This is a genomic window from Loigolactobacillus binensis (genome assembly GCF_005405165.1).
Taxonomy (GTDB): Bacteria; Bacillota; Bacilli; order Lactobacillales; family Lactobacillaceae; genus Loigolactobacillus; species Loigolactobacillus binensis.
In genome coordinates this window covers 44,551-63,825 of sequence record NZ_BJDN01000016.1, presented here as the reverse complement: position 1 = coordinate 63,825, position 19,275 = coordinate 44,551, and the positions used below count along the sequence as shown (strand labels likewise).

The following is a 19,275-nucleotide window of genomic DNA, read 5'->3' as shown; positions in this document are numbered from 1 at the left end:
CACCCGTAGTCTATTTGGTTTTCAATTAAAGATTGAATTGACGATATTGGTATACAATTTAGGCTTTTTTGATTTTATGACGAACTAGCACCACGCGTACCTGAGATATATGAAGTTAATCAAAGTGAATTCAACGATGAGGTTCATCTACTAATTAAAAAAGTTTCTCAAATGCGTGAAGCTTTCATTGAATATGTGCAGGAACCATTTAGTAATCTGATTATGCAGCTTACATCAGCCGGAAAGTTGCATATAAAATTAAGATATACAGATTGGACTAAAACTGATTTTCTTGATGATGAAATTGCTGACTATTTTGTCTATAAGTATATAAGCAAAGATATTCCACAGCATGTTAGTCTTGATACTATGAAAAAAATGGAAACATATGATGATAAGTTAAATGAAAAATATGAACTTTAATTTACATAATATGAATTGTTATATTTTCAAATGATCATTAGCAGAAACATGGGGGAAAGGCCCGTGTGATCTTTGTTCTGGAGAACGCTAATAATAGATAAATAGGAGAGAAAAATGGTAAATGATAGCAAACTAGTAGCAAATAAAATATTGACGGTTATTGGCGGTACTCCTAAAGTTATGCAGTACTTGAACGAAGATGAAAATGCAAGTATAGATATCTTTATTGGGGAAAATAGACCTGATGAGGGTCTAACATCTTATTCAACAATTGGTTTATCGAACTATTCAATTGGTTTGAAAACAAATGATAAAAAATTAAGAGTTGAATTGATTGGCACAAGTGGAACAAATTTTGAGTATTTTGGAAATATTATGAGTACCTGTGCTTTTAATATCATTGTTGATCATCAGTCTTGTCATCCAGGCATGGTATATACTAATATAATTGATCAATACTATAGTGGTACAGATATGAAACACATATTTTTTGTATCACCTTTTCTATGGGAACGTTTAACTACATTAGAAACAAAAGAAAAATCAATTACTTGGTTACTAATGGTTCCTATTTCAGATGCTGAGCTTGAATTCTTAGAAAAAAACGGCAGTGAAGCCTTAGAGAATAAATTTATTGAGCAGCAGATTGATATTTATGATCTTGGTAGAAATTCCGTAATAAGTTAGATATGAACTTATTAATATTCCAGTGAAAATCAACCCATTGTTGGGAAATTTTCATTGGAATATTTTTATTTCGTTATTTTTGATTCTTTTCGCATAATCGAACTTTTCTATTCTGAACACCACAATTATCAGAACTCTTATTTTTGTTGCATCTTAATTCCTTGTACAGTTGGCTTATTCAAAATATTTGCATAAACTAAACGAAAATGAGGACTGACCATGACAACAAAATTAGTAGTAAATGATGCCGCACCAAAAAGAATCAGCAAAATGAAACAGATCGTACAACAGAATTTCAGTGGTGTTGACGGCCTGCAGATCGAAACGGCCAGTGCAAGTAGATTCACGCCGTTATCAGTTTTAGTCAGAAATAAGTACACGCCGGTTTTACCCTATGATTGGATGACCGAGTATGGGCTATTAAAGGGCATTCGGCCGGTTAAATTACCAATGGTGATCGGTTATGGCTTCGGTGGTATCGTTGAAAAGGTGGGATTGCTACGTGATAAAAGTTTGCTAGGCAAAAAAGTGATCGGTGCACAACCAACTGGCGCCGCAATGGAGCTGATCAATTCCCAGCTGCCACCTTTACTTTTCACAGTGCCGGATAATGTAGCATTGAGTGAGGCGGTGACTTTGATTGGTGGTGCGGATGCGGCCTTACACGCAATTAATTCAATTAATGTTACCGCCCGGGATACGGTTTTAGTGACTGGCGCTTCTGGTGGCGTGGGCACGTATCTGATTCAACTGCTAAAATTGGCTGGGGCCCAAGTGATCGCCTTGGCCAGTCCTAATAATCTCAATTTTGTTAAATCAATTGGTGCTGATATAGTACTGAATTATCAAGAAGAATTGGCCACGCAATTAAAGGATATCGTGCCGCCAACTAAAGTTATTGATACAGTTGGCCGAACTGATTTACTGCAACTAATCGCGGCCAGTTTTGCTGAACTGGCTATTTTTTCTTTATCGTTAACCAGTTTTACGCCGCCAAAAGCACACCAAACTTTTAAATTTAGTAACGGTACGATCGGTGTTCGTGGTTACAGGCGATTATTAAATCTGCTGGCGGATAAGCAAATCGTGGCCTACATTCAGGCTAAATATAAGTATACGGATGTTAAAAAAGCCCATTTGACTGCTAAAAATGGGCTTAAACAGGGTCGAATTTTACTGGCGTTTTAACCTTTAAAATGGATAAGTTGAGACATCGAAAATATCGGCCAGTGTTTGGCTCTTATTCAGCGCCAGCTTAGCTTTGGCCGTATCATTCAGCGCTTCGTGTGTCTTTGCTAGGAGAAAAAAGAGGTCGGCAAGCATGTAATATGAAGCGTGCGTCGTTGTCCAAGTAATGCCCTTAGAAATAATATTGATGGCTGCTGTGTACTGTTTTGTTTCTAGTAAACGCAGCCCGAATTGATAATAAAGAATGTTGCTATTTTCATCGTATTTAGTGACTTGACCATTCTCAACTAAAGTCAATGCGGCCTTGAAATCAGTAAAGCCACGCTTAAGTCCAGCCTGATTATGTGGAAATTTTGTCTCTAAATAAGCGATACCGGCGAGGATCAGAATTTCATTTGGGGTGACCACTTTTCGCTGCGCCGTGAAAGTATAGTTATAGGCCAGCCGCAGATAACGTAGGCTATTTTGTGTATCATCTAAATGCTGCTCAGTCGCCACGCCATAATAGTAGTAATAAGTCTGCAGATCTTCGTCTTTGAATAGTCGATCAACCAAACCATCATTATCCAAGTAGCTGAGCATGCCCGCATAGTTATGCTGATTGCAGAGCGCTTTGATCGTCGTATTGAACTGATCAAACCCATCTATTGTGGGATAATGACTCAGTAGCGCACTATCCATTGAGATATTAAGTCGGGCGCAAATTTTTGATAAGAGGACCGCATTCGGTATATAAACACCTTTTTCAATACTACTGATCATTGATTGTGAACAAATATCTTCGGCCAATTGTTGTTGCGACAGGTGCTTTAGTTTTCGTTCCAATGCGATCCTTTTTCCAAGTGCGACTGCGATCTGACTATCTGCTGCATAAGACATTAGTTCACGCTCCTGTCGTGAAAAATTTTTCTAAAATCAATATCAATTTACCATGTGGGTCAGAAAAAAGAAAGTAGGTGGGTTTAATGCCATTAATAATCATGGCCATCGTCTGCGCGTTGATTTTCAATACTTCGCTTTATAGTATGCTGACAGTCATTTTTGGGGCTTTTATCAGTTTATGGGTAATGAAAGCCGGCCTGATCATTTTGTTGTTGCTGGTAGGTGGATCCTATTTAAAGAAAAGATTGAATTAAAGGCCGAATTCTTATTTGTTAGAGAAACGCAGGATTATTTTAATAGGGCGTTCGTAATTATTACGGTCTTATTTTTTGTTTGCAAAATTAGAATTAAAAATATGATAGAATAGGACAGACAACGACTGGCGTAAAACGCCAGCACACGAAAGGATTTTTATTATGGCAACGATTCAATGGTTTCCTGGCCATATGGCAAAGGCTAAGAAACAAGTACAAGAAAATTTACATTTAGTTGATATTGTTTTAGAAATTGTCGATGCGCGCTTACCATTATCTTCGCGCAATCCGATTCTTGATCAGATCATTCAGCAGAAACCGCGCCTGATGATCTTAAATAAGGCCGATCTAGCCGACCCAACGTTAAATAACGCGTGGATCAATTATTTTAAGCAACACGATTTACCGGCGATCAGTATCGATTCGCAACACAATCACAATGTCCAACAAATCGAGAAGCAAGCGCAGGTGATTTTAGCGGATAAAATTGCCCGGCAGCAGGCTCGCGGCATCAAAAATAAACCGATTCGGGCGATTTGTATCGGCATCCCTAATGTTGGTAAATCTACGATCTTAAATCGGTTAGTTAAACGCAATATCGCGATCACCGGTAACCATCCCGGTGTTACCAAAAAGCAACAGTGGCTTAAGGCCGGTAAGCGTTTAGAATTGCTGGATACACCGGGTATTTTATGGCCCAAATTTGAAGATGTCTTAGTTGGCAAAAAATTGGCACTAACTGGGGCGATCAAAGATTCCTTGTTTCACGCCGACGATGTTGCTCTGTATGAATTAGCCTTTTTTAAGCAGTATTTCCCTGAGCGTCTGCAAAAACGGTATAGTTTAACAATAGATGATCTTAAACTTAATGATCCTGATTTGCTGATGAAATTAACGGCAGGTTTTGGATTACGAGAAGATTATGAGCGGGCCAGCGAGCGTTTGATCCTCGATTGTCGAAAGGGCAAGCTAGGGCGTTATACGTTAGATCAAATTGATGAGGCTACACATGACTGAATCAATCGTCGAAGTGAAACAGCATTTATTAAGGCAGCCTAGTACTGATTATCTAGCCCAATTGGCCACTGATTCGCGTAAAGGTGTTCAAAAATGTTTACAGCAGTATCATAAACAACAAGCCAAAAAAGTTGCCGAACAGGCGGCCTTTCTGCAGCGCAGTCACTATGAGGATCGTTTGTGGCCACAGTATCCACAGATTGCTGGGATCGATGAAGTCGGACGTGGTCCTTTAGCTGGACCGGTAGTGACCGCCGCCGTGATCTTGCCACATGATTTTGCGCTTTACGCCGTTAATGACTCAAAACAATTATCGGCGGCCAAGCGTCAGCAACTTTATCCGCTGATTTTAGAGCAAGCTGTCAGTGTTGCCATTGGGATCAGCGATGTTCCTACCATTGACCGTGTAAATATTTTAGAGGCAACAAAGTTAGCAATGTTACAAGCAGTGGCAGGATTGACAACTAAGCCCGATCACTTATTGATCGACGCGGTCAAATTGAAAACCGCGATTCCAACGATCAGTATGTTTAAGGGTGACAGTCACAGCATCAGCATTGCGGCGGCTAGCATCGTAGCTAAGGTAGTTCGGGATCGGTTAATGTTAGCCTATGACCAAGCCTATCCAGGGTACGATTTTGCGGATAATGCCGGTTATGGGACCGCTAAACATTTAGCTGGTTTGGCTGCACATGGAATCACGCCGATCCATCGGCGCAGCTTTGCCCCGATCAAACCCTATTTACAATAATTCAGCGCTCCTTTGCGTAGTTTAAAATTAAACTACCGAAGGAGCCTTTTTTATGCGATCAAGAGATTTATTACTTAAACTTCATTTATGTCCGGGCATCGGCCGTGTAGGTGAATTGCGGATTGCCAAATTTTTACGGCGGCGGTCGCAAAGTCAATTGACTGTCAGGCAACTCAGTCAATTGGCCGGCCTGAATTTAGACCAGCAACAGCATTTCACGCAAGCGTGGACTAGCACAGCATTAACCACGTTGTGCCAACAACATCAACAGCTCAATTATTTAACTTGGCTGGATGCTGCTTATCCGCTTTATTTACGGGAAAGCTTCCAACCACCAACGATTTTATTTTACCAAGGTGATTTAGCCTTATTACAACGACCTATTTTAGCCTTAGTTGGTGCGCGCCAGGCCACTGATTACACCCAACGAACCTTGATCAATTTTATGCCGGCCTTGATTGCTCAAAATATAGTGATCATTAGTGGTTTAGCTGCCGGTGCTGACCGAATGGCGCATATGACTACATTAGCCGCCCATGGACAAACGATTGCGGTGATCGGTACTGGGTTGGATAGCTACTACCCGCGTACGAATCAGGCCTTACAACAACGAATTGCGCAAGTTGGCCTCGTGCTGACTGAATATTCTCTAGGCAGCACACCACAGCGTTATCATTTTCCCGAGCGCAATCGCTTGATTGCTGGGTTATGCCAGGCTTTATGCGTGACTGAGGCACGTGAACATAGTGGTAGCCTGATCACCGCTAACTTAGCGTTACAAGCTAATCGCAATGTTTTAGCAGTACCTGGGGCGTTGTGGCAACCGCTCTCGGTCGGCTGTAATCAACTGATCGCCGCTGGGGCACGGCCGGCACTTTCGGCCACTGATCTACTTGAAGAATTGACTATTATATGAAGCGAAAATTTACTTTCAGTTGACAAACCGCTTCGGCTTGGCATATGATGTTTTACGATTCGTTAGCGTTAAACAAACGAACTGAAAGGGGATTGTCATGGCGTATAAAAATCTTGTGATCGTCGAATCACCATCAAAAGCCAAGACGATTGAAAAATACCTCGGCCGCAACTATAAAGTCGTGGCGAGTCTCGGACATATTCGCGATTTGCCTAAAAGTAAAATGGGCGTCGACTTCGAGAATAATTACGAACCGCACTACATTTCCATTCGCGGAAAAGGTGCCGTTATTAAAGATTTAAAAAAATATGCAAAAAAAGCTGAACATGTGTACCTAGCTTCTGATCCCGATCGTGAAGGCGAGGCTATTGCCTGGCACGTTTCTCACATTTTAGGGTTAGATCCAGCCGGCAAAAATCGGGTGACCTTTAATGAGATCACCAAAGATACCGTTAAAAATGCCTTCAAAACACCGCGGAGTATTGATATGGATCTGGTTGATGCTCAGCAGGCACGACGAGTTATGGATCGAATCGTTGGTTATTCTATCTCCCCATTACTGTGGAAAAAGGTAAAAAAAGGGCTGAGTGCCGGTCGAGTACAGTCGATTGCTTTAAAATTGATCATTGACCGGGAAAATGAAATCAAGGCCTTCAATCCAGAAGAATATTGGACGATTGATTCGCAATTTAAAAAAGGAACAAAAAAGTTTGCTGCCAGCTTTTATGGGGTTGATGGTAAGAAAAAAGCGTTGAAAAACGAAAAAGCTGCCCAAAAGATTGTGGAACGAATCGAACCTAAAGGTGACTTTGAGATTACTAAAGTTACTAAGCGCGAACGCAAGCGTTTCCCACAGGCACCATTTACCACTAGTTCTCTGCAACAAGAGGCGGTACGACGGTTAAATTTTCGTACTCGCAAAACTATGATGGTCGCGCAGCAACTATACGAAGGCATCAATCTAGGCGGTCGTCAAGGTACCGTTGGACTGATCACTTATATGCGGACAGATTCCACCCGGATTTCACATATTGCCAAGCATGAAGCTAGCCAATTTTTACATGAAAATTACGGTGAAGAATACGCTGCATTAAAAATTCATAAAACTAAGAATCCTGAAGGTGCTCAAGATGCCCATGAAGCGATTCGGCCATCTTCAGTTATGCGGACACCTAAAAGCCTGGCCAGTGTCTTAAACAAAGACCAAATGAAGTTGTATCAACTTATTTGGTCACGTTTTTTAGCCAGCCAAATGACTCCGGCTATTTTAGATACCATGGCGGTCACCATTGAACAAAATGGTGTGATCTATAAGGCCAATGGTTCCAAAATGAAGTTTGCTGGGTTCACCAAAGTGTATGATTCAAGCAAAACTGATAAAAAAGACAATATGCTACCCGATCTAGTCGAAGGCGACACCGTCAAATTAGTCCAAAACGATCCGAACCAGCATTTCACACAGCCCCCGGCTCGTTATTCCGAAGCCACCTTGATCAAAACTTTGGAAGAAAATGGCGTGGGACGCCCTTCAACTTATGCGCCGACTATTGAAACGATCCAGCGCCGGTACTACGTTAAATTAGAGGCAAAACGTTTTGAACCAACTGAATTAGGTGAAATCGTCAATAGTATTATTGTGGAGTTTTTCCCGGATATTGTTAATATTGATTTTACTGCCGGACTGGAAAATGATCTTGATGCTATTGAAGCTGGTAAGCAACAATGGATCAAAGTGATCGATGAATTTTATCAACCATTTGCCGAAGAAGTATCTTCAGCGGAAACTAAAATTGAAAAAGTTCAGATCAAAGACGAACCAGCTGGCTTTGATTGTGACATTTGTGGTGCACCGATGGTCATCAAATTAGGCCGTTACGGCAAATTCTATGCCTGTAGTCGTTTTCCTGATTGTCGTAATACTAAAGCAATCATCAAAGAAATTGGCGTTATTTGTCCCCAATGCCATACAGGCCAAGTTGTCGAACGTAAATCTAAGAAAAAGCGTATTTTCTACGGATGTAGTCGCTTTCCGGAATGCGACTTTGTCTCCTGGGATAAACCAATTGGTCGTGATTGCCCTAAAGACGGTCACTACTTAGTGGAAAAGAAAGTCAAAGGTGGCAAGCAAGTACTTTGTCCAAATGGTGATTATGAAGAACCTGTCCAAAAATAGAAGTGAGGAACGAAGATGACACAAAATGCTCCCCATATTAATGTGATCGGCGCTGGCTTAGCTGGCAGTGAAGCTACCTGGCAAGCTGCCCAACGCGGCATCAAAGTTGATCTTTATGAAATGCGGCCGGTAAAATCTACGCCGGCCCATCATACCGCGCAATTTGCCGAACTAGTTTGTACCAATTCGCTGCGCGCCAACCAGATCACTAATGCCGTTGGTTTACTTAAGGAAGAAATGCGGCAATTAAATTCAGTTATTTTAGCGGCTGCAGATCAAAATGCGGTACCAGCCGGTGGCGCTTTAGCGGTTGACCGCGAGCCATTTTCAGCAACAGTCACGGCTAAAATCAAGGCGTTACCGAATGTAACGATCCACAACGAGGAACTGACTACTTTTCCAGAAGGACCAACCGTTGTTGCAACTGGCCCGTTGACCTCGCCAGCCTTAGCCGAACAGATTCAAGCACTGAATGACAGCGCTGGTTTATATTTTTACGACGCAGCGGCGCCTATTTTAGATAAAAATAGTATTAATTTTGATAAGGTTTATCTGAAGTCACGTTATGATAAAGGTGAGGCTGCCTATTTGAATTGTCCAATGGATAAGGCAGAATTTGAAACCTTCTATCAAGCACTGATTACCGCAGAAACCGCAGCCATGCATGATTTTGAAAAAGAAAAATTCTTTGAAGGCTGCATGCCGATCGAAGTGATGGCCAAACGTGGACTTAAAACAATGCTTTTTGGTCCGTTGAAACCAGTTGGTTTGGAAGACCCTAAAACGGGTAAGCGGCCGTACGCGGTGGTTCAATTGCGGCAAGACAATGCGGCCGGCAGTTTATACAACATTGTTGGCTTCCAAACGCATTTAAAGTGGGGTGAGCAAAAACGCGTTTTCCGCTTGATTCCTGGCCTGGAAAACGCTGAGTTTGTTCGCTATGGCGTAATGCATCGTAATACTTTTATGCGTTCACCAGAATTATTAGAACCAACCTATCAATCTAAACAACGGGCTGATCTATTTTTTGCTGGCCAAATGACTGGGGTGGAAGGTTACGTCGAAAGTGCCGCTAGTGGTCTGATCGCTGGTGTTAATGCGGCGCGGTTGGCACAAAATCAGGCACCACTTATTTTTCCTGAAGAAACAACGATCGGGGCCATGGCCCATTACATCACCCATACAAGTGCGCATCATTTTCAGCCAATGAACGCAAACTTTGGTATCGTTAAAGCCTTACCGGAAAAAGTCCGGGATAAACAGTTACGTAATCAGGCCTTGGCCGAACGTGCTTTGGCAACTTTAGCCACTTTTAAGCAACAATTATAGCTTCTTTTTTAAATTCTTCTCGACTTGTGTTACAGTGGATTCATTAAGTCGGGAGGGATTTTTTGCTGGAATTAAATTGGCTCGATTTATTCATTCAGTATTTAAACGTTGAGCGTCAATACAGTCCAGAAACCAGTAAGGCTTATCAAGAAGATATTTTAAGTTTTATTCAGTTTCTGAAGGACAATGGTGGCGTCAATTCTTTTAAAGCGATAAAATTATTAGATGTACGAACTTACTTGAGTTATTTATATGAACAGCAGTACAGTCGCAATTCGGTTTCACGCAAAATTTCCAGTTTACGGTCGTTTTATAACTATTTAGTTAAAAATGATTTTGTTGCGACAAATCCATTTACTGCTGTACAGTTAAAGCGGCACAATGCACATTTACCGCGTTTTTTTTATGAAAAAGAAATGCAAGCGCTATTTGATGCCGTGCAGGGAGATCAGCCCTTAGACCTACGCAATTCAGCGTTACTTGAAGTATTATATGCAACAGGGATCCGGGTCAGCGAATGCGTTAATCTCACCTTAAGCGCCGTTGATTTTGACCTCAGCGTGATGCTGATCCACGGTAAAGGCAATAAGGATCGCTATGTGCCGTTTGGTCATTTTGCCGCGCAGGCCTTGGATCAATATTTAACTGATTGTCGGACACCACTGATGACTAAATACCAAGTTGATCATGATTACGTTTTTGTTAACCATTACGGTAAGCAGTTAACTGCGGCTGGAATTGAATATATTTTAAATCAGATCATCAAAAAAAGTAGTTTAACTACCGACATTCATCCCCATATGTTACGCCATACTTTTGCGACGCATTTGTTGAATAATGGTGCTGATCTACGTACGGTGCAGGAACTATTAGGTCACAGTAGTTTGTCGACAACCCAAATTTATACCCATGTGACCACGGAACATTTGCAACAGGATTACCGCAAGTATTTTCCGCGAGCAAAATCTTAAAGTGAGCTAAAGCTCGTTTAGTTCTTTTAGGCTACTTTAAGCTAAATCAGTTACAATTAGTTTTTTATTATGAAGGAGTGCAAAAAATGACAGCCATTAAATTTGAAGCAACCACAATTTGTGCCGTTCGGCATAATGGCCACGCCGCTATGGCTGGTGACGGCCAGGTAACCATGGGCGAAAGTGTAATTATGAAAGGAACCGCCAAGAAAGTTCGCCGGATCTATAACAATCAGGTAGTGGTCGGTTTTGCTGGCAGTGTAGCCGATGCCTTCAATCTGGAAGAACGTTTTGAAAAGAAATTAAATGAATATAGTGGTAACCTGTCACGAGCTGCGGTTGAATTAGCTCAAGACTGGCGTTCAGATCAAACCCTGCAGAAGCTTGAAGCTTTACTGATCGTAATGAATAAGGATCAGTTATTGATGGTTTCGGGCAATGGCGAAGTGATCGAACCTGATGACAATATTTTGGCCATCGGCTCCGGTGGGAACTATGCATTATCCGCTGCTAAAGCTTTAACTGCTCACGCTAAAGACATGAGTGCCCACGACATTGCCCACGCGGCCATTAGTATTGCCGGGGATATTGATATTTTCACAAATCACAATATTATTGTTGAAGATCTATAATAAAGGAGCTAACTTAAATGCAACCAGCTGAAAAAACACCTAAACAAATCGTAGCGGCTCTTGATGAGTATGTGATCGGACAACACGAGGCTAAGCGTGCCATTGCAGTTGCCCTTCGTAACCGTTATCGGCGCATGCAATTAGCCCAAGATATGCAAGATGAGATCACCCCTAAAAATATGCTGATGATCGGCCCAACCGGAGTCGGTAAAACTGAGATCGCCCGACGGTTAGCAAAAATTGTAATGGCTCCCTTTATCAAAGTCGAAGCCACTAAATTTACTGAAGTCGGTTATGTTGGTCGTGATGTTGAATCCATGGTTCGTGACCTCGTTGATGTAGCCATTGAAATGGAACGTAAGGTTCAATATAAGAACGTCAATGCTGAGGCAAGTCGGGCCGCTGATAAGCGTCTAGTCAAGTTATTGGTTCCCGGTGTTAAAAAGCAGCCGACCCAGCAGAATCAGATGCAAAGTCTGATGAATGCTTTCACCGCTATGCAAAATGGCCAAAATCCACTACAAAATAACGAAGAAAAAGAAGAAGTCACTGATACAGTTCGTGATCAACGACTGTCGGTCAAAGAACAACTTGACCGGGGATTGTTAGAAAACCAAGAAGTCACGATCGAAATGGATGATCCTAAACAGGCAGTGGCGATGAATAATAACATGATGGGCCAAATGGGAATCGATTTAGGTGAAACATTAGGTGCCTTAACGCCAAAACGTAAAATCAGCCGAACCGTCACCGTTAAGGAAGCCCGCGAAGTATTGATCAAGGAAGAGGCTGAAAAATTAGTTAATGATGCGGATATTTACCATGATGCTATTCAACGTGCAGAAAATACTGGCATCATTTTCATTGATGAAATCGATAAGATCACCGCTAATGGTCAGAAAAATAGTGGTGAAGTGTCCCGAGAAGGCGTGCAGCGTGACATTTTACCGATTGTCGAGGGTTCAGCGATCTCAACAAAATACGGCACGATCAATACGGACCACATTCTATTCATCGCTTCCGGCGCTTTTGCAGATAGTAAACCCAGCGATCTAATTGCCGAATTACAAGGTCGTTTCCCGATTCGGGTTGAATTAGACGATTTATCGAAAGAAGATTTTGTCCGGATTCTAACCGAACCAAACAACGCTTTGATCAAGCAATATATGGCTTTGATCGGTACAGATAATGTGCACACGACCTTCACTAAGGAGGCTATTGAGCGAATCGCTGCAATTGCCTATAATGTTAACCATGAAACCGAGAATATCGGTGCACGCCGGCTGCATACCATCTTAGAAAAATTATTGGAAGATATTCTCTATGAAGGACCAGATATGGAAATGGGAGATATCACGATCACTGAAAAGTACGTTAACGATAAAATTGGGGATATCGTCGCTAATAAAGATCTAAGTCGTTATATTCTATAGAAACTACATTAGGTGATATTTAAGGAGGGCACGCATGACATTATCAATTAAAAATCAATTTTTACAGGCTAATTTTACGGAAAAAGGGGCCGAATTAACTAACCTGATCTCGTTGGATTCAGGAACCGAATATATTTGGCAGGCCGACCCGCAAGTCTGGGGTCGACACGCACCAATTTTGTTTCCTTTTGTCGGTCGTTTAAAAAATGATCAATACCGTTATCAAGGTAAAACTTACCATATGGGCCAACATGGTTTTGCCCGCGACCGTGTATTTACGGTTAGCAATCAAACAGCAACAACGATCAGTTTTAAATTAACTGCTGATGCGCAAAGCCGCAAGATCTATCCGTTTGCCTTTGAACTAACCGTAACTTATCAATTAATTGATAATGATCTGAAAGTCACTTATCGCGTGCATAATCCGGCCACCAGCGAGCTTTATTTTTCAATTGGCGGTCATCCCGGCTTCAACGTGCCCGTAACGCCTGAAAATAAATTTGAGGACTATTACATCAGTTATGAGCCAAAGAAGTCCCGGGTTCAAATTCCCCTGGTTGGTCCGTTCAATGATGCGGCACACAAGACTTTAGCGGCCACTGATATTGACCACGATCTGACCCATGAATTATTTCAAAATGATGCCCTGATCTACGAATTGCACCAGCCAAATACTTTTACCCTGAAAAACGACCATAATCATCAAGGCATTTCGGTCACCGTGCCGGATGCACCTTACACGGGTATTTGGTCACCTTATCCGACTACCGGCAACCTAGTTTGCATTGAACCTTGGTGGGGGATCGCCGATAATTTAGAAACCAGCGGTGAATTAACCGAAAAAATGGGGATCAACGAATTAGCTGGTGGTGAAGACTTTAGCGGCAGCTATACGATCACGGCTCATCAACGCCGGGCATTTTAGCAACAAAAAAAACGAGGCAATGGCCTCGTTTTTATTTGGATCGATTTCTATGATAGTGATAACCAAAAGGCACTTTATTTTCGGTACCAGCTTTGATTCGTTTAAAATTGTCGCGGTGCATATAAATAATAAAACACATTAAAAAAAAGGCAACGCCACTCAGCAGTAGATCATGCCAGAAAAAGGATAGGCCAAAAATAATAACCATTCCTAACATACTGGCAACACTGACCATACGCGTGAAATAGACAATACAGCCAAAAACCAGCCAGCAGACTAGGAAAAACAACGGGTTGTACGCCAAAACGATCCCGGCACTGGTAGCCACGGCTTTACCGCCATGAAAGTGATCAAAAATCGAAAAGCTATGGCCAACAACTGCAGCTAAACCGATCAAAAGTGGATTGTAGAAAGGATGGCCAAAACTGCCAAATAAATAAGGCAGCGCTGCCGCTAAGGTTCCTTTGAACATGTCCATGAACAAAACAATCAGGCCCGCTTTTTTACCTAATACTCGAAACGTATTGGTAGTGCCAATATTACCGCTACCTAACTGACGAATATCTTTGTGATAAAGCCATTTACCCAGCCACAAGCCAGAAGGAATCGAACCTAATAAATAGGCACACAATAGCATAAGTACAAGTTTCAAATCAATGCCTCCAAATAAGTGCAAATTATTATGCCGCAAGTTTAATGCTAGTCTGTATTTTAGCATGTTTTGGCGGGACTAGCTAGACTAAGCCAATTTGTGGTAAAATAGGCTTAGCGAACGTTTGTTCTGCTTTGACTTTTCAAATAGATTCGCATAAGGTAAGATAGTGTCTTGTGCACTAATTTAGCTTCAATTTAAGTTGCACAAACGATCATTAAACTAGGTATGCTAGCTATCACTGCTAAAATAGGTTTAATTCGATCTTCTACTTAACGCCCTAACGGAGAAGTTAATGCGTTAGGGCCTGATTATTTTATGAATTCTTAAAAGGAGTTTTTGCTTGATGAAAAAAAACCAAACGGCTTATAACGACGCTTCAATTCAAGTCCTGCAAGGGCTAGAAGCCGTTCGTAAGCGTCCTGGTATGTATATTGGTTCAACTGACAGTAAAGGACTGCATCATCTCGTTTACGAAATTGTTGACAATGCTGTTGATGAGGCTTTGGCCGGTTATGGTAAAGAAATCGATGTTACCATCCATGCCGATAACAGTGTTACCGTTCGTGACTTTGGCCGGGGTATGCCGACGGGAATGCATGCTTCCGGTATTCCGACTATCGAGGTTATTCTAACCGTTTTACACGCTGGTGGTAAATTTGGTCAAGGCGGTTATAAAACTTCCGGTGGGCTACATGGGGTTGGTTCAAGTGTGGTTAACGCCTTATCTGAGTCAATGACCGCAACGGTAGTCCGCGATGGTAAAAAATTTGCGGAAGAATTCCGTAACGGCGGACAGCCAGTGGGTACCCTGAAAAAATTAGGTAAAACCCGGGAAGCAACTGGGACCACAATCACTTTCAAGCCTGATCCAACTATTTTTACCACCGTTGAATTTAATTACAATACTTTAGCCGAGCGGATTCGGGAATCGGCCTTTTTACTGCGCGACGTTAAATTTATTTTTACTGACGAACGTGGTGAAGGTCGGCAAGAAATTTATCACTATGAAAATGGTATTCAAGAATTTGTCGATTATTTAAACGAAGATAAGGATACTTTAGGCCCAATTATGTTCTTTTCTGGCGAAAAGGATGGCATCCAAGTTGAATTTGCCGGCCAATACAATGATGGTTATTCAGAAAATATTTTATCGTTCGTCAATAATGTGCGTACTAACGATGGCGGCAGCCATGAAGCTGGTATGAAAACCGCATTGACACGTTCCTTTAATGATTACGCCCGTAAGGTCAATCTATTAAAAGAAAAAGATAAAAACCTTGAAGGTAGTGATGTCCGGGAAGGGTTATCTGCGGTAATTTCCATTCGCATACCTGAAGAAATTCTACAGTTTGAGGGCCAAACTAAAGGTAAATTAGGTACCCCCCAGGCCCGTGCTGCTGTAGATAATGTGATCGGCGAACAATTGGCCTACTATTTACTAGAAAATGGCGATTTTGCCCAAATGATGGTCAAGAAAGCCTTAAAGGCACGGGAGGCGCGCCAAGCCGCCCGTAAAGCACGTGATGAGAGCCGCAATGGTAAACGTAAGAAAAAAACCGAGCGCTTATTATCCGGCAAATTAACCCCTGCCCAGTCCCGTAATAGCAAACGTAATGAACTCTATTTGGTTGAAGGTGATTCGGCCGGTGGCTCCGCAAAACAGGGCCGCGATCGCAAATTTCAGGCGATCTTGCCACTGCGCGGTAAAGTTATCAATACCCAGAAGGCTAAAATGGACGACATTTTAAAAAACGAAGAAATTAGTACAATGATTTATACCATTGGCGCTGGGGTTGGTCCAGAATTCTCAGTTGCCGATAGTAATTACGATAAGATCATTATCATGACTGATGCGGATACTGATGGGGCCCACATTCAAATTTTATTACTGACATTTTTTTATCGTTATATGAAGCCTTTGATCGAAGCTGGCAAAGTTTACATTGCTTTACCACCGCTTTATCGTTTACAAAAAGGGAGCGGTAAAAATATCCAGATCCGCTACGCATGGACTGATGATGAACTGGCCGCAGAAATGAAAACCTTTGGTAAAGGTGCTAGCCTACAACGTTACAAAGGGCTCGGTGAAATGAATGCGGATCAACTGTGGGAAACCACAATGAATCCGGAGTCGCGAACCTTGATCCGAGTTCGGATCGATGATGCCGCTTTAGCTGAGCGACGAGTTACTGTTTTAATGGGTGACAAAGTTGCCCCCCGGCGGAAGTGGATCGAAAGCCACGTCCAATTTTCAATGGCAGAAGAAGGCAGCATTTTGGAAACCAAAACTGCTAATCACACTGCCAGTAATATAAAACCTGCTGCCCCAGATCAAGTTGCAAAGTGAGTGAGTAAATGAGTGATCAACAGAATATTCAAGAATTAACTTTAGAAGAGGTTATGGGCGATCGTTTCGGTCGCTATTCAAAATACATTATTCAAGAACGGGCCTTACCCGATATTCGTGATGGTTTAAAACCAGTTCAACGGCGTATTCTATACGCCATGAATCGTGATGGCAATACCTATGATAAGGGCTTTCGTAAGTCAGCCAAATCAGTGGGGAACGTTATGGGTAATTTTCATCCCCATGGTGACTCCAGTATTTACGAAGCCATGGTTCGTTTAAGTCAGGATTGGAAACTGCGGGCGCCATTGATCGACATGCACGGTAATAATGGTTCAATGGATGGCGATCCGCCTGCTGCGATGCGCTATACTGAAGCGCGATTGAGTAAGATTGCTGGCGAAATGCTACAAGATATTGACAAACAAACTGTCGATTTTGTTCCTAACTTTGATGATACCGAAGACGAGCCAACCGTTTTACCAGCCCGTTTTCCTAATTTACTCGTCAATGGCGCAACAGGGATCTCCGCCGGTTACGCCACGGAAATTCCGCCCCACAATTTAAGCGAAGTGATTCAAGCCTTAATTTATTTATTGGATCATCCAGCTGCTGATCTTGCTAAGTTAATGACTTTTGTAAAAGGCCCAGACTTTCCAACTGGGGGTATTATTCAAGGCCTCGATGGAATTAAACAGGCCTATGAAACTGGCCGCGGACGAATCGTTGTGCGCTCACGGACTGAAATGGTTACTTTACGCGGTGGCCGCGAGCAGATCGCCATTAGTGAGCTTCCTTACGAAGTCAATAAGGCCTTATTAGTTAAAAAAATCGATGAACTACGAATTATGAAAAAAGTCGATGGCATCGCTGAAGTACGTGATGAATCAGATCGACGCGGTCTAGCAATCGTGGTTGAACTTAAAAAAGGGGCCAACGCCCAAGGCATTTTAACCTATCTTTTAAAAAATACTGATTTACAAGTTACCTATAATTTCAATATGGTGGCGATCAATCATCAACGACCTGATCAATTGGGTCTAAAACAACTGTTGACCGCATATTTAGAACATCAGGAAAAAGTGATCACGCGGCGCACTCGTTTTGAGCTGGATAAAGCACAGGCACGCCAGCATATTGTTTTAGGTTTGATCAAGGCATTATCGATTTTGGATCAAGTGATCAAGGTCATTCGTCAAAGTAAAAATAAAAAGAATGCGAAGGATAATTTGGTTAAAGCCTTCCAATTTTCTGAGGCCCAAGCGGAAGCAATCGTTTCCTTACAACTGTATCGGCTCACAAATACTGATATTACGGCTTTACAAAAAGAACAGGCCGATCTGGCTACACAGATCACTAAGCTCCAAAAGATTCTTGCTGAGCCTAAGGAACTGGCACGCGTGTTAAAAGGGCAATTACGGCAAATTGAACGTGATTATGGCACTAAACGCCTTAGTGAGATCCAAGCGGAAATTGAACCGTTAAAAGTTGATACCAAGGTTGTGGTGGCCGATGAGGCCGTCATCGTGGCGGTTAGTCATGATGGTTATTTAAAGCGTAGCAGCCTACGTTCGTACAATTCATCAACTGATGATGACAACGGTTTGAAGGAAGAAGATTTTCTGACATTCCAACAACAACTAAGTACTTTAGACCATTTGTTTATGTTTACCAATAAAGGCCACCTTATTTACCGGCCTGTTTACGAGTTAAGTGATGCACGCTGGAAAGATACCGGCGAACATATTTCGCAAACGATCGGTTTGGCTGCCGATGAAGCCATTATTCAAACGTTTGCCTTTAGTGATCTAAAGCAAAGTGGCCACTTTGTTTTAGCGACCAGTGATGGTTACATTAAACAAACGACCTTTGCTGACTTCTTACCTGGACGAACCTATAAATCACGGGCAGCACAAGCAATGCATCTAAAGAACGACACTGCTTTTGTGACGAATGTTTTTTACCTGCAACCAACAGAAGTTGCGCAGACTGATGTTTTCTTGGCTAGTTATACCGGTTATGGTTTACGCTATGCATTAGCAGAAGTACCCGTCATCGGGGCCAAGGCTGCTGGAACTAAGTCGATGGCACTTAAGCCAGGGGATCATGTCGCCAATGCGGTACTGGTTTCACAGACCGGAAATACTGCAGTGACCCTTATGACACAACGAGGCGCGCTAAAACGGATGAATGTTCAAGAAGTAACTGAAACCACCCGTGCCCGGCGTGGCATGCTGATTCTACGTGAGTTGAAGCGTAGCCCCCATCGTATTCAATTTATGGTCGGTCCATTAACCACGGGAACCAACTTATTGATTCAGACTGATCAACGCCAAAAAATTAGCTTGAATCCCATGACCCATCCACTTAGTGACCGCTATTCTAATGGTTCCTTTGTATTAGATACAGAAAAAGTGGGTATTCCAGTTACTGGTTACCCAGAAATTAACTTTACGCAAGAAAATAATTAGGCTTTTCTACTGATATACCATAATGTGCTTAATTTTTAGCGCTGCGCCAGATTTAGGCCAAGCGACGGAAGAACCCATTTTGGCCATAGCGTTTGAAAAACCGACAAAAGATCGCGACATATGCTATTTATGTCGCGATCTTTTTGTTCTGTTATAATATAGCAATTAACTGTTATATTTATCAATATAACAGTTGCTAGTTAAAACGGCCATATGGGTCC

At 42.1% G+C, this 19,275-nt stretch carries 17 protein-coding genes; 15 read left to right on the top strand and 2 right to left on the bottom strand.

Annotation, left to right across the window (positions count from 1 at the left end):
• Positions 1–105: 105 nt before the first annotated feature.
• From FFM78_RS08600 to FFM78_RS08590, 3 genes are all read left to right on the top strand, one after another.
• A complete protein-coding gene (locus FFM78_RS08600; protein WP_223877042.1) occupies positions 106–423 on the top strand; it encodes an immunity protein YezG family protein in 318 nt (105 codons plus the stop codon).
• 114 nt (positions 424–537) lie between these two features.
• Complete coding sequence (locus FFM78_RS08595) at positions 538–1,110, top strand: suppressor of fused domain protein (RefSeq protein WP_137638034.1); 573 nt, start codon at positions 538–540, stop codon at positions 1,108–1,110.
• 270 nt (positions 1,111–1,380) lie between these two features.
• Positions 1,381–2,298, top strand: a complete 918-nt coding sequence (locus FFM78_RS08590) for a zinc-binding dehydrogenase (protein WP_137638038.1) — start codon at positions 1,381–1,383, stop codon at positions 2,296–2,298.
• A 3-nt stretch (positions 2,299–2,301) separates the two neighbouring features.
• Here the strand turns inward: FFM78_RS08590 and FFM78_RS08585 are convergent, their stop codons facing one another.
• The gene (locus tag FFM78_RS08585) at positions 2,302–3,177 is read right to left on the bottom strand and encodes a helix-turn-helix domain-containing protein (protein WP_223877039.1); all 876 of its coding nucleotides are present in this window, start codon (positions 3,175–3,177) and stop codon (positions 2,302–2,304) included.
• Between the two features lie 86 nt (positions 3,178–3,263).
• Here FFM78_RS08585 and FFM78_RS13865 point away from each other — a divergent pair, with 86 nt between their 5' ends.
• The 10 genes from FFM78_RS13865 (at position 3,264) to FFM78_RS08540 (ending at position 13,581) form a co-directional block, all read left to right on the top strand.
• Positions 3,264–3,434, top strand: coding sequence for a hypothetical protein (locus FFM78_RS13865; protein WP_171001865.1), 171 nt, complete (start codon positions 3,264–3,266; stop codon positions 3,432–3,434).
• A 162-nt stretch (positions 3,435–3,596) separates the two neighbouring features.
• Positions 3,597–4,451 carry a ribosome biogenesis GTPase YlqF gene (gene ylqF / locus FFM78_RS08580; RefSeq protein ID WP_137638033.1) on the top strand — a complete coding sequence of 285 codons (855 nt, stop codon included), beginning with the start codon at positions 3,597–3,599 and terminating at the stop codon, positions 4,449–4,451.
• The gene (gene rnhB, locus FFM78_RS08575) at positions 4,444–5,202 is read left to right on the top strand and encodes a ribonuclease HII (protein ID WP_137638032.1); all 759 of its coding nucleotides are present in this window, start codon (positions 4,444–4,446) and stop codon (positions 5,200–5,202) included. Before ylqF ends, rnhB begins: the two co-directional genes overlap by 8 nt.
• 52 nt (positions 5,203–5,254) lie before the next feature.
• On the top strand, positions 5,255–6,118 hold the full coding sequence (gene dprA, locus FFM78_RS08570; protein WP_137638031.1) for a DNA-processing protein DprA: 864 nt from the start codon (positions 5,255–5,257) through the stop codon (positions 6,116–6,118).
• A 97-nt stretch (positions 6,119–6,215) separates the two neighbouring features.
• The gene (topA, locus tag FFM78_RS08565; RefSeq protein ID WP_137638030.1) at positions 6,216–8,291 is read left to right on the top strand and encodes a type I DNA topoisomerase; all 2,076 of its coding nucleotides are present in this window, start codon (positions 6,216–6,218) and stop codon (positions 8,289–8,291) included.
• Between the two features lie 15 nt (positions 8,292–8,306).
• On the top strand, positions 8,307–9,620 hold the full coding sequence (trmFO, locus tag FFM78_RS08560) for an FADH(2)-oxidizing methylenetetrahydrofolate--tRNA-(uracil(54)-C(5))-methyltransferase TrmFO (RefSeq protein ID WP_137638029.1): 1,314 nt from the start codon (positions 8,307–8,309) through the stop codon (positions 9,618–9,620).
• Positions 9,621–9,682: 62 nt separating this feature from the next.
• Positions 9,683–10,591: a tyrosine recombinase XerC gene (gene xerC, locus FFM78_RS08555; protein ID WP_137638028.1), complete on the top strand. Its 909-nt coding sequence runs from the start codon at positions 9,683–9,685 to the stop codon at positions 10,589–10,591.
• 86 nt (positions 10,592–10,677) lie between these two features.
• A complete protein-coding gene (hslV, locus tag FFM78_RS08550) occupies positions 10,678–11,223 on the top strand; it encodes an HslVU peptidase proteolytic subunit (protein WP_137638027.1) in 546 nt (181 codons plus the stop codon).
• 17 nt (positions 11,224–11,240) lie between these two features.
• Complete coding sequence (gene hslU / locus FFM78_RS08545; RefSeq protein WP_137638026.1) at positions 11,241–12,656, top strand: ATP-dependent protease ATPase subunit HslU; 1,416 nt, start codon at positions 11,241–11,243, stop codon at positions 12,654–12,656.
• A 34-nt stretch (positions 12,657–12,690) separates the two neighbouring features.
• Positions 12,691–13,581 carry an aldose 1-epimerase family protein gene (locus FFM78_RS08540; protein WP_137638025.1) on the top strand — a complete coding sequence of 297 codons (891 nt, stop codon included), beginning with the start codon at positions 12,691–12,693 and terminating at the stop codon, positions 13,579–13,581.
• Between the two features lie 31 nt (positions 13,582–13,612).
• On the opposite strand, the gene plsY is transcribed toward FFM78_RS08540, so the two are convergent.
• Positions 13,613–14,239, bottom strand: a complete 627-nt coding sequence (gene plsY, locus FFM78_RS08535) for a glycerol-3-phosphate 1-O-acyltransferase PlsY (RefSeq protein WP_171001866.1) — start codon at positions 14,237–14,239, stop codon at positions 13,613–13,615.
• A 340-nt stretch (positions 14,240–14,579) separates the two neighbouring features.
• On the opposite strand from plsY, the gene parE reads away from it, so the two are divergent.
• Positions 14,580–16,583, top strand: coding sequence for a DNA topoisomerase IV subunit B (gene parE / locus FFM78_RS08530; protein WP_137638023.1), 2,004 nt, complete (start codon positions 14,580–14,582; stop codon positions 16,581–16,583).
• Between the two features lie 8 nt (positions 16,584–16,591).
• Positions 16,592–19,054, top strand: coding sequence for a DNA topoisomerase IV subunit A (gene parC, locus FFM78_RS08525; protein WP_137638022.1), 2,463 nt, complete (start codon positions 16,592–16,594; stop codon positions 19,052–19,054).
• The last annotated feature ends 221 nt before the right edge of the window (positions 19,055–19,275 follow it).

Excerpts from the sequence above, each read along its gene's own strand:
- FFM78_RS08595 (WP_137638034.1), top strand. The coding sequence starts at position 538 with ATGGTAAATGATAGCAAACTAGTAGCAAATAAAATATTGACGGTTATT.
- trmFO (WP_137638029.1), top strand. The coding sequence starts at position 8,307 with ATGACACAAAATGCTCCCCATATTAATGTGATCGGCGCTGGCTTAGCT.
- hslV (WP_137638027.1), top strand. The coding sequence starts at position 10,678 with ATGACAGCCATTAAATTTGAAGCAACCACAATTTGTGCCGTTCGGCAT.
- FFM78_RS13865 (WP_171001865.1), top strand. The coding sequence starts at position 3,264 with ATGCCATTAATAATCATGGCCATCGTCTGCGCGTTGATTTTCAATACT.
- FFM78_RS08585 (WP_223877039.1), bottom strand. The coding sequence starts at position 3,177 with ATGTCTTATGCAGCAGATAGTCAGATCGCAGTCGCACTTGGAAAAAGG.
- ylqF (WP_137638033.1), top strand. The coding sequence starts at position 3,597 with ATGGCAACGATTCAATGGTTTCCTGGCCATATGGCAAAGGCTAAGAAA.
- FFM78_RS08540 (WP_137638025.1), top strand. The coding sequence starts at position 12,691 with ATGACATTATCAATTAAAAATCAATTTTTACAGGCTAATTTTACGGAA.
- dprA (WP_137638031.1), top strand. The coding sequence starts at position 5,255 with ATGCGATCAAGAGATTTATTACTTAAACTTCATTTATGTCCGGGCATC.
- rnhB (WP_137638032.1), top strand. The coding sequence starts at position 4,444 with ATGACTGAATCAATCGTCGAAGTGAAACAGCATTTATTAAGGCAGCCT.
- topA (WP_137638030.1), top strand. The coding sequence starts at position 6,216 with ATGGCGTATAAAAATCTTGTGATCGTCGAATCACCATCAAAAGCCAAG.
- parC (WP_137638022.1), top strand. The coding sequence starts at position 16,592 with ATGAGTGATCAACAGAATATTCAAGAATTAACTTTAGAAGAGGTTATG.
- hslU (WP_137638026.1), top strand. The coding sequence starts at position 11,241 with ATGCAACCAGCTGAAAAAACACCTAAACAAATCGTAGCGGCTCTTGAT.
- parE (WP_137638023.1), top strand. The coding sequence starts at position 14,580 with ATGAAAAAAAACCAAACGGCTTATAACGACGCTTCAATTCAAGTCCTG.
- FFM78_RS08590 (WP_137638038.1), top strand. The coding sequence starts at position 1,381 with ATGAAACAGATCGTACAACAGAATTTCAGTGGTGTTGACGGCCTGCAG.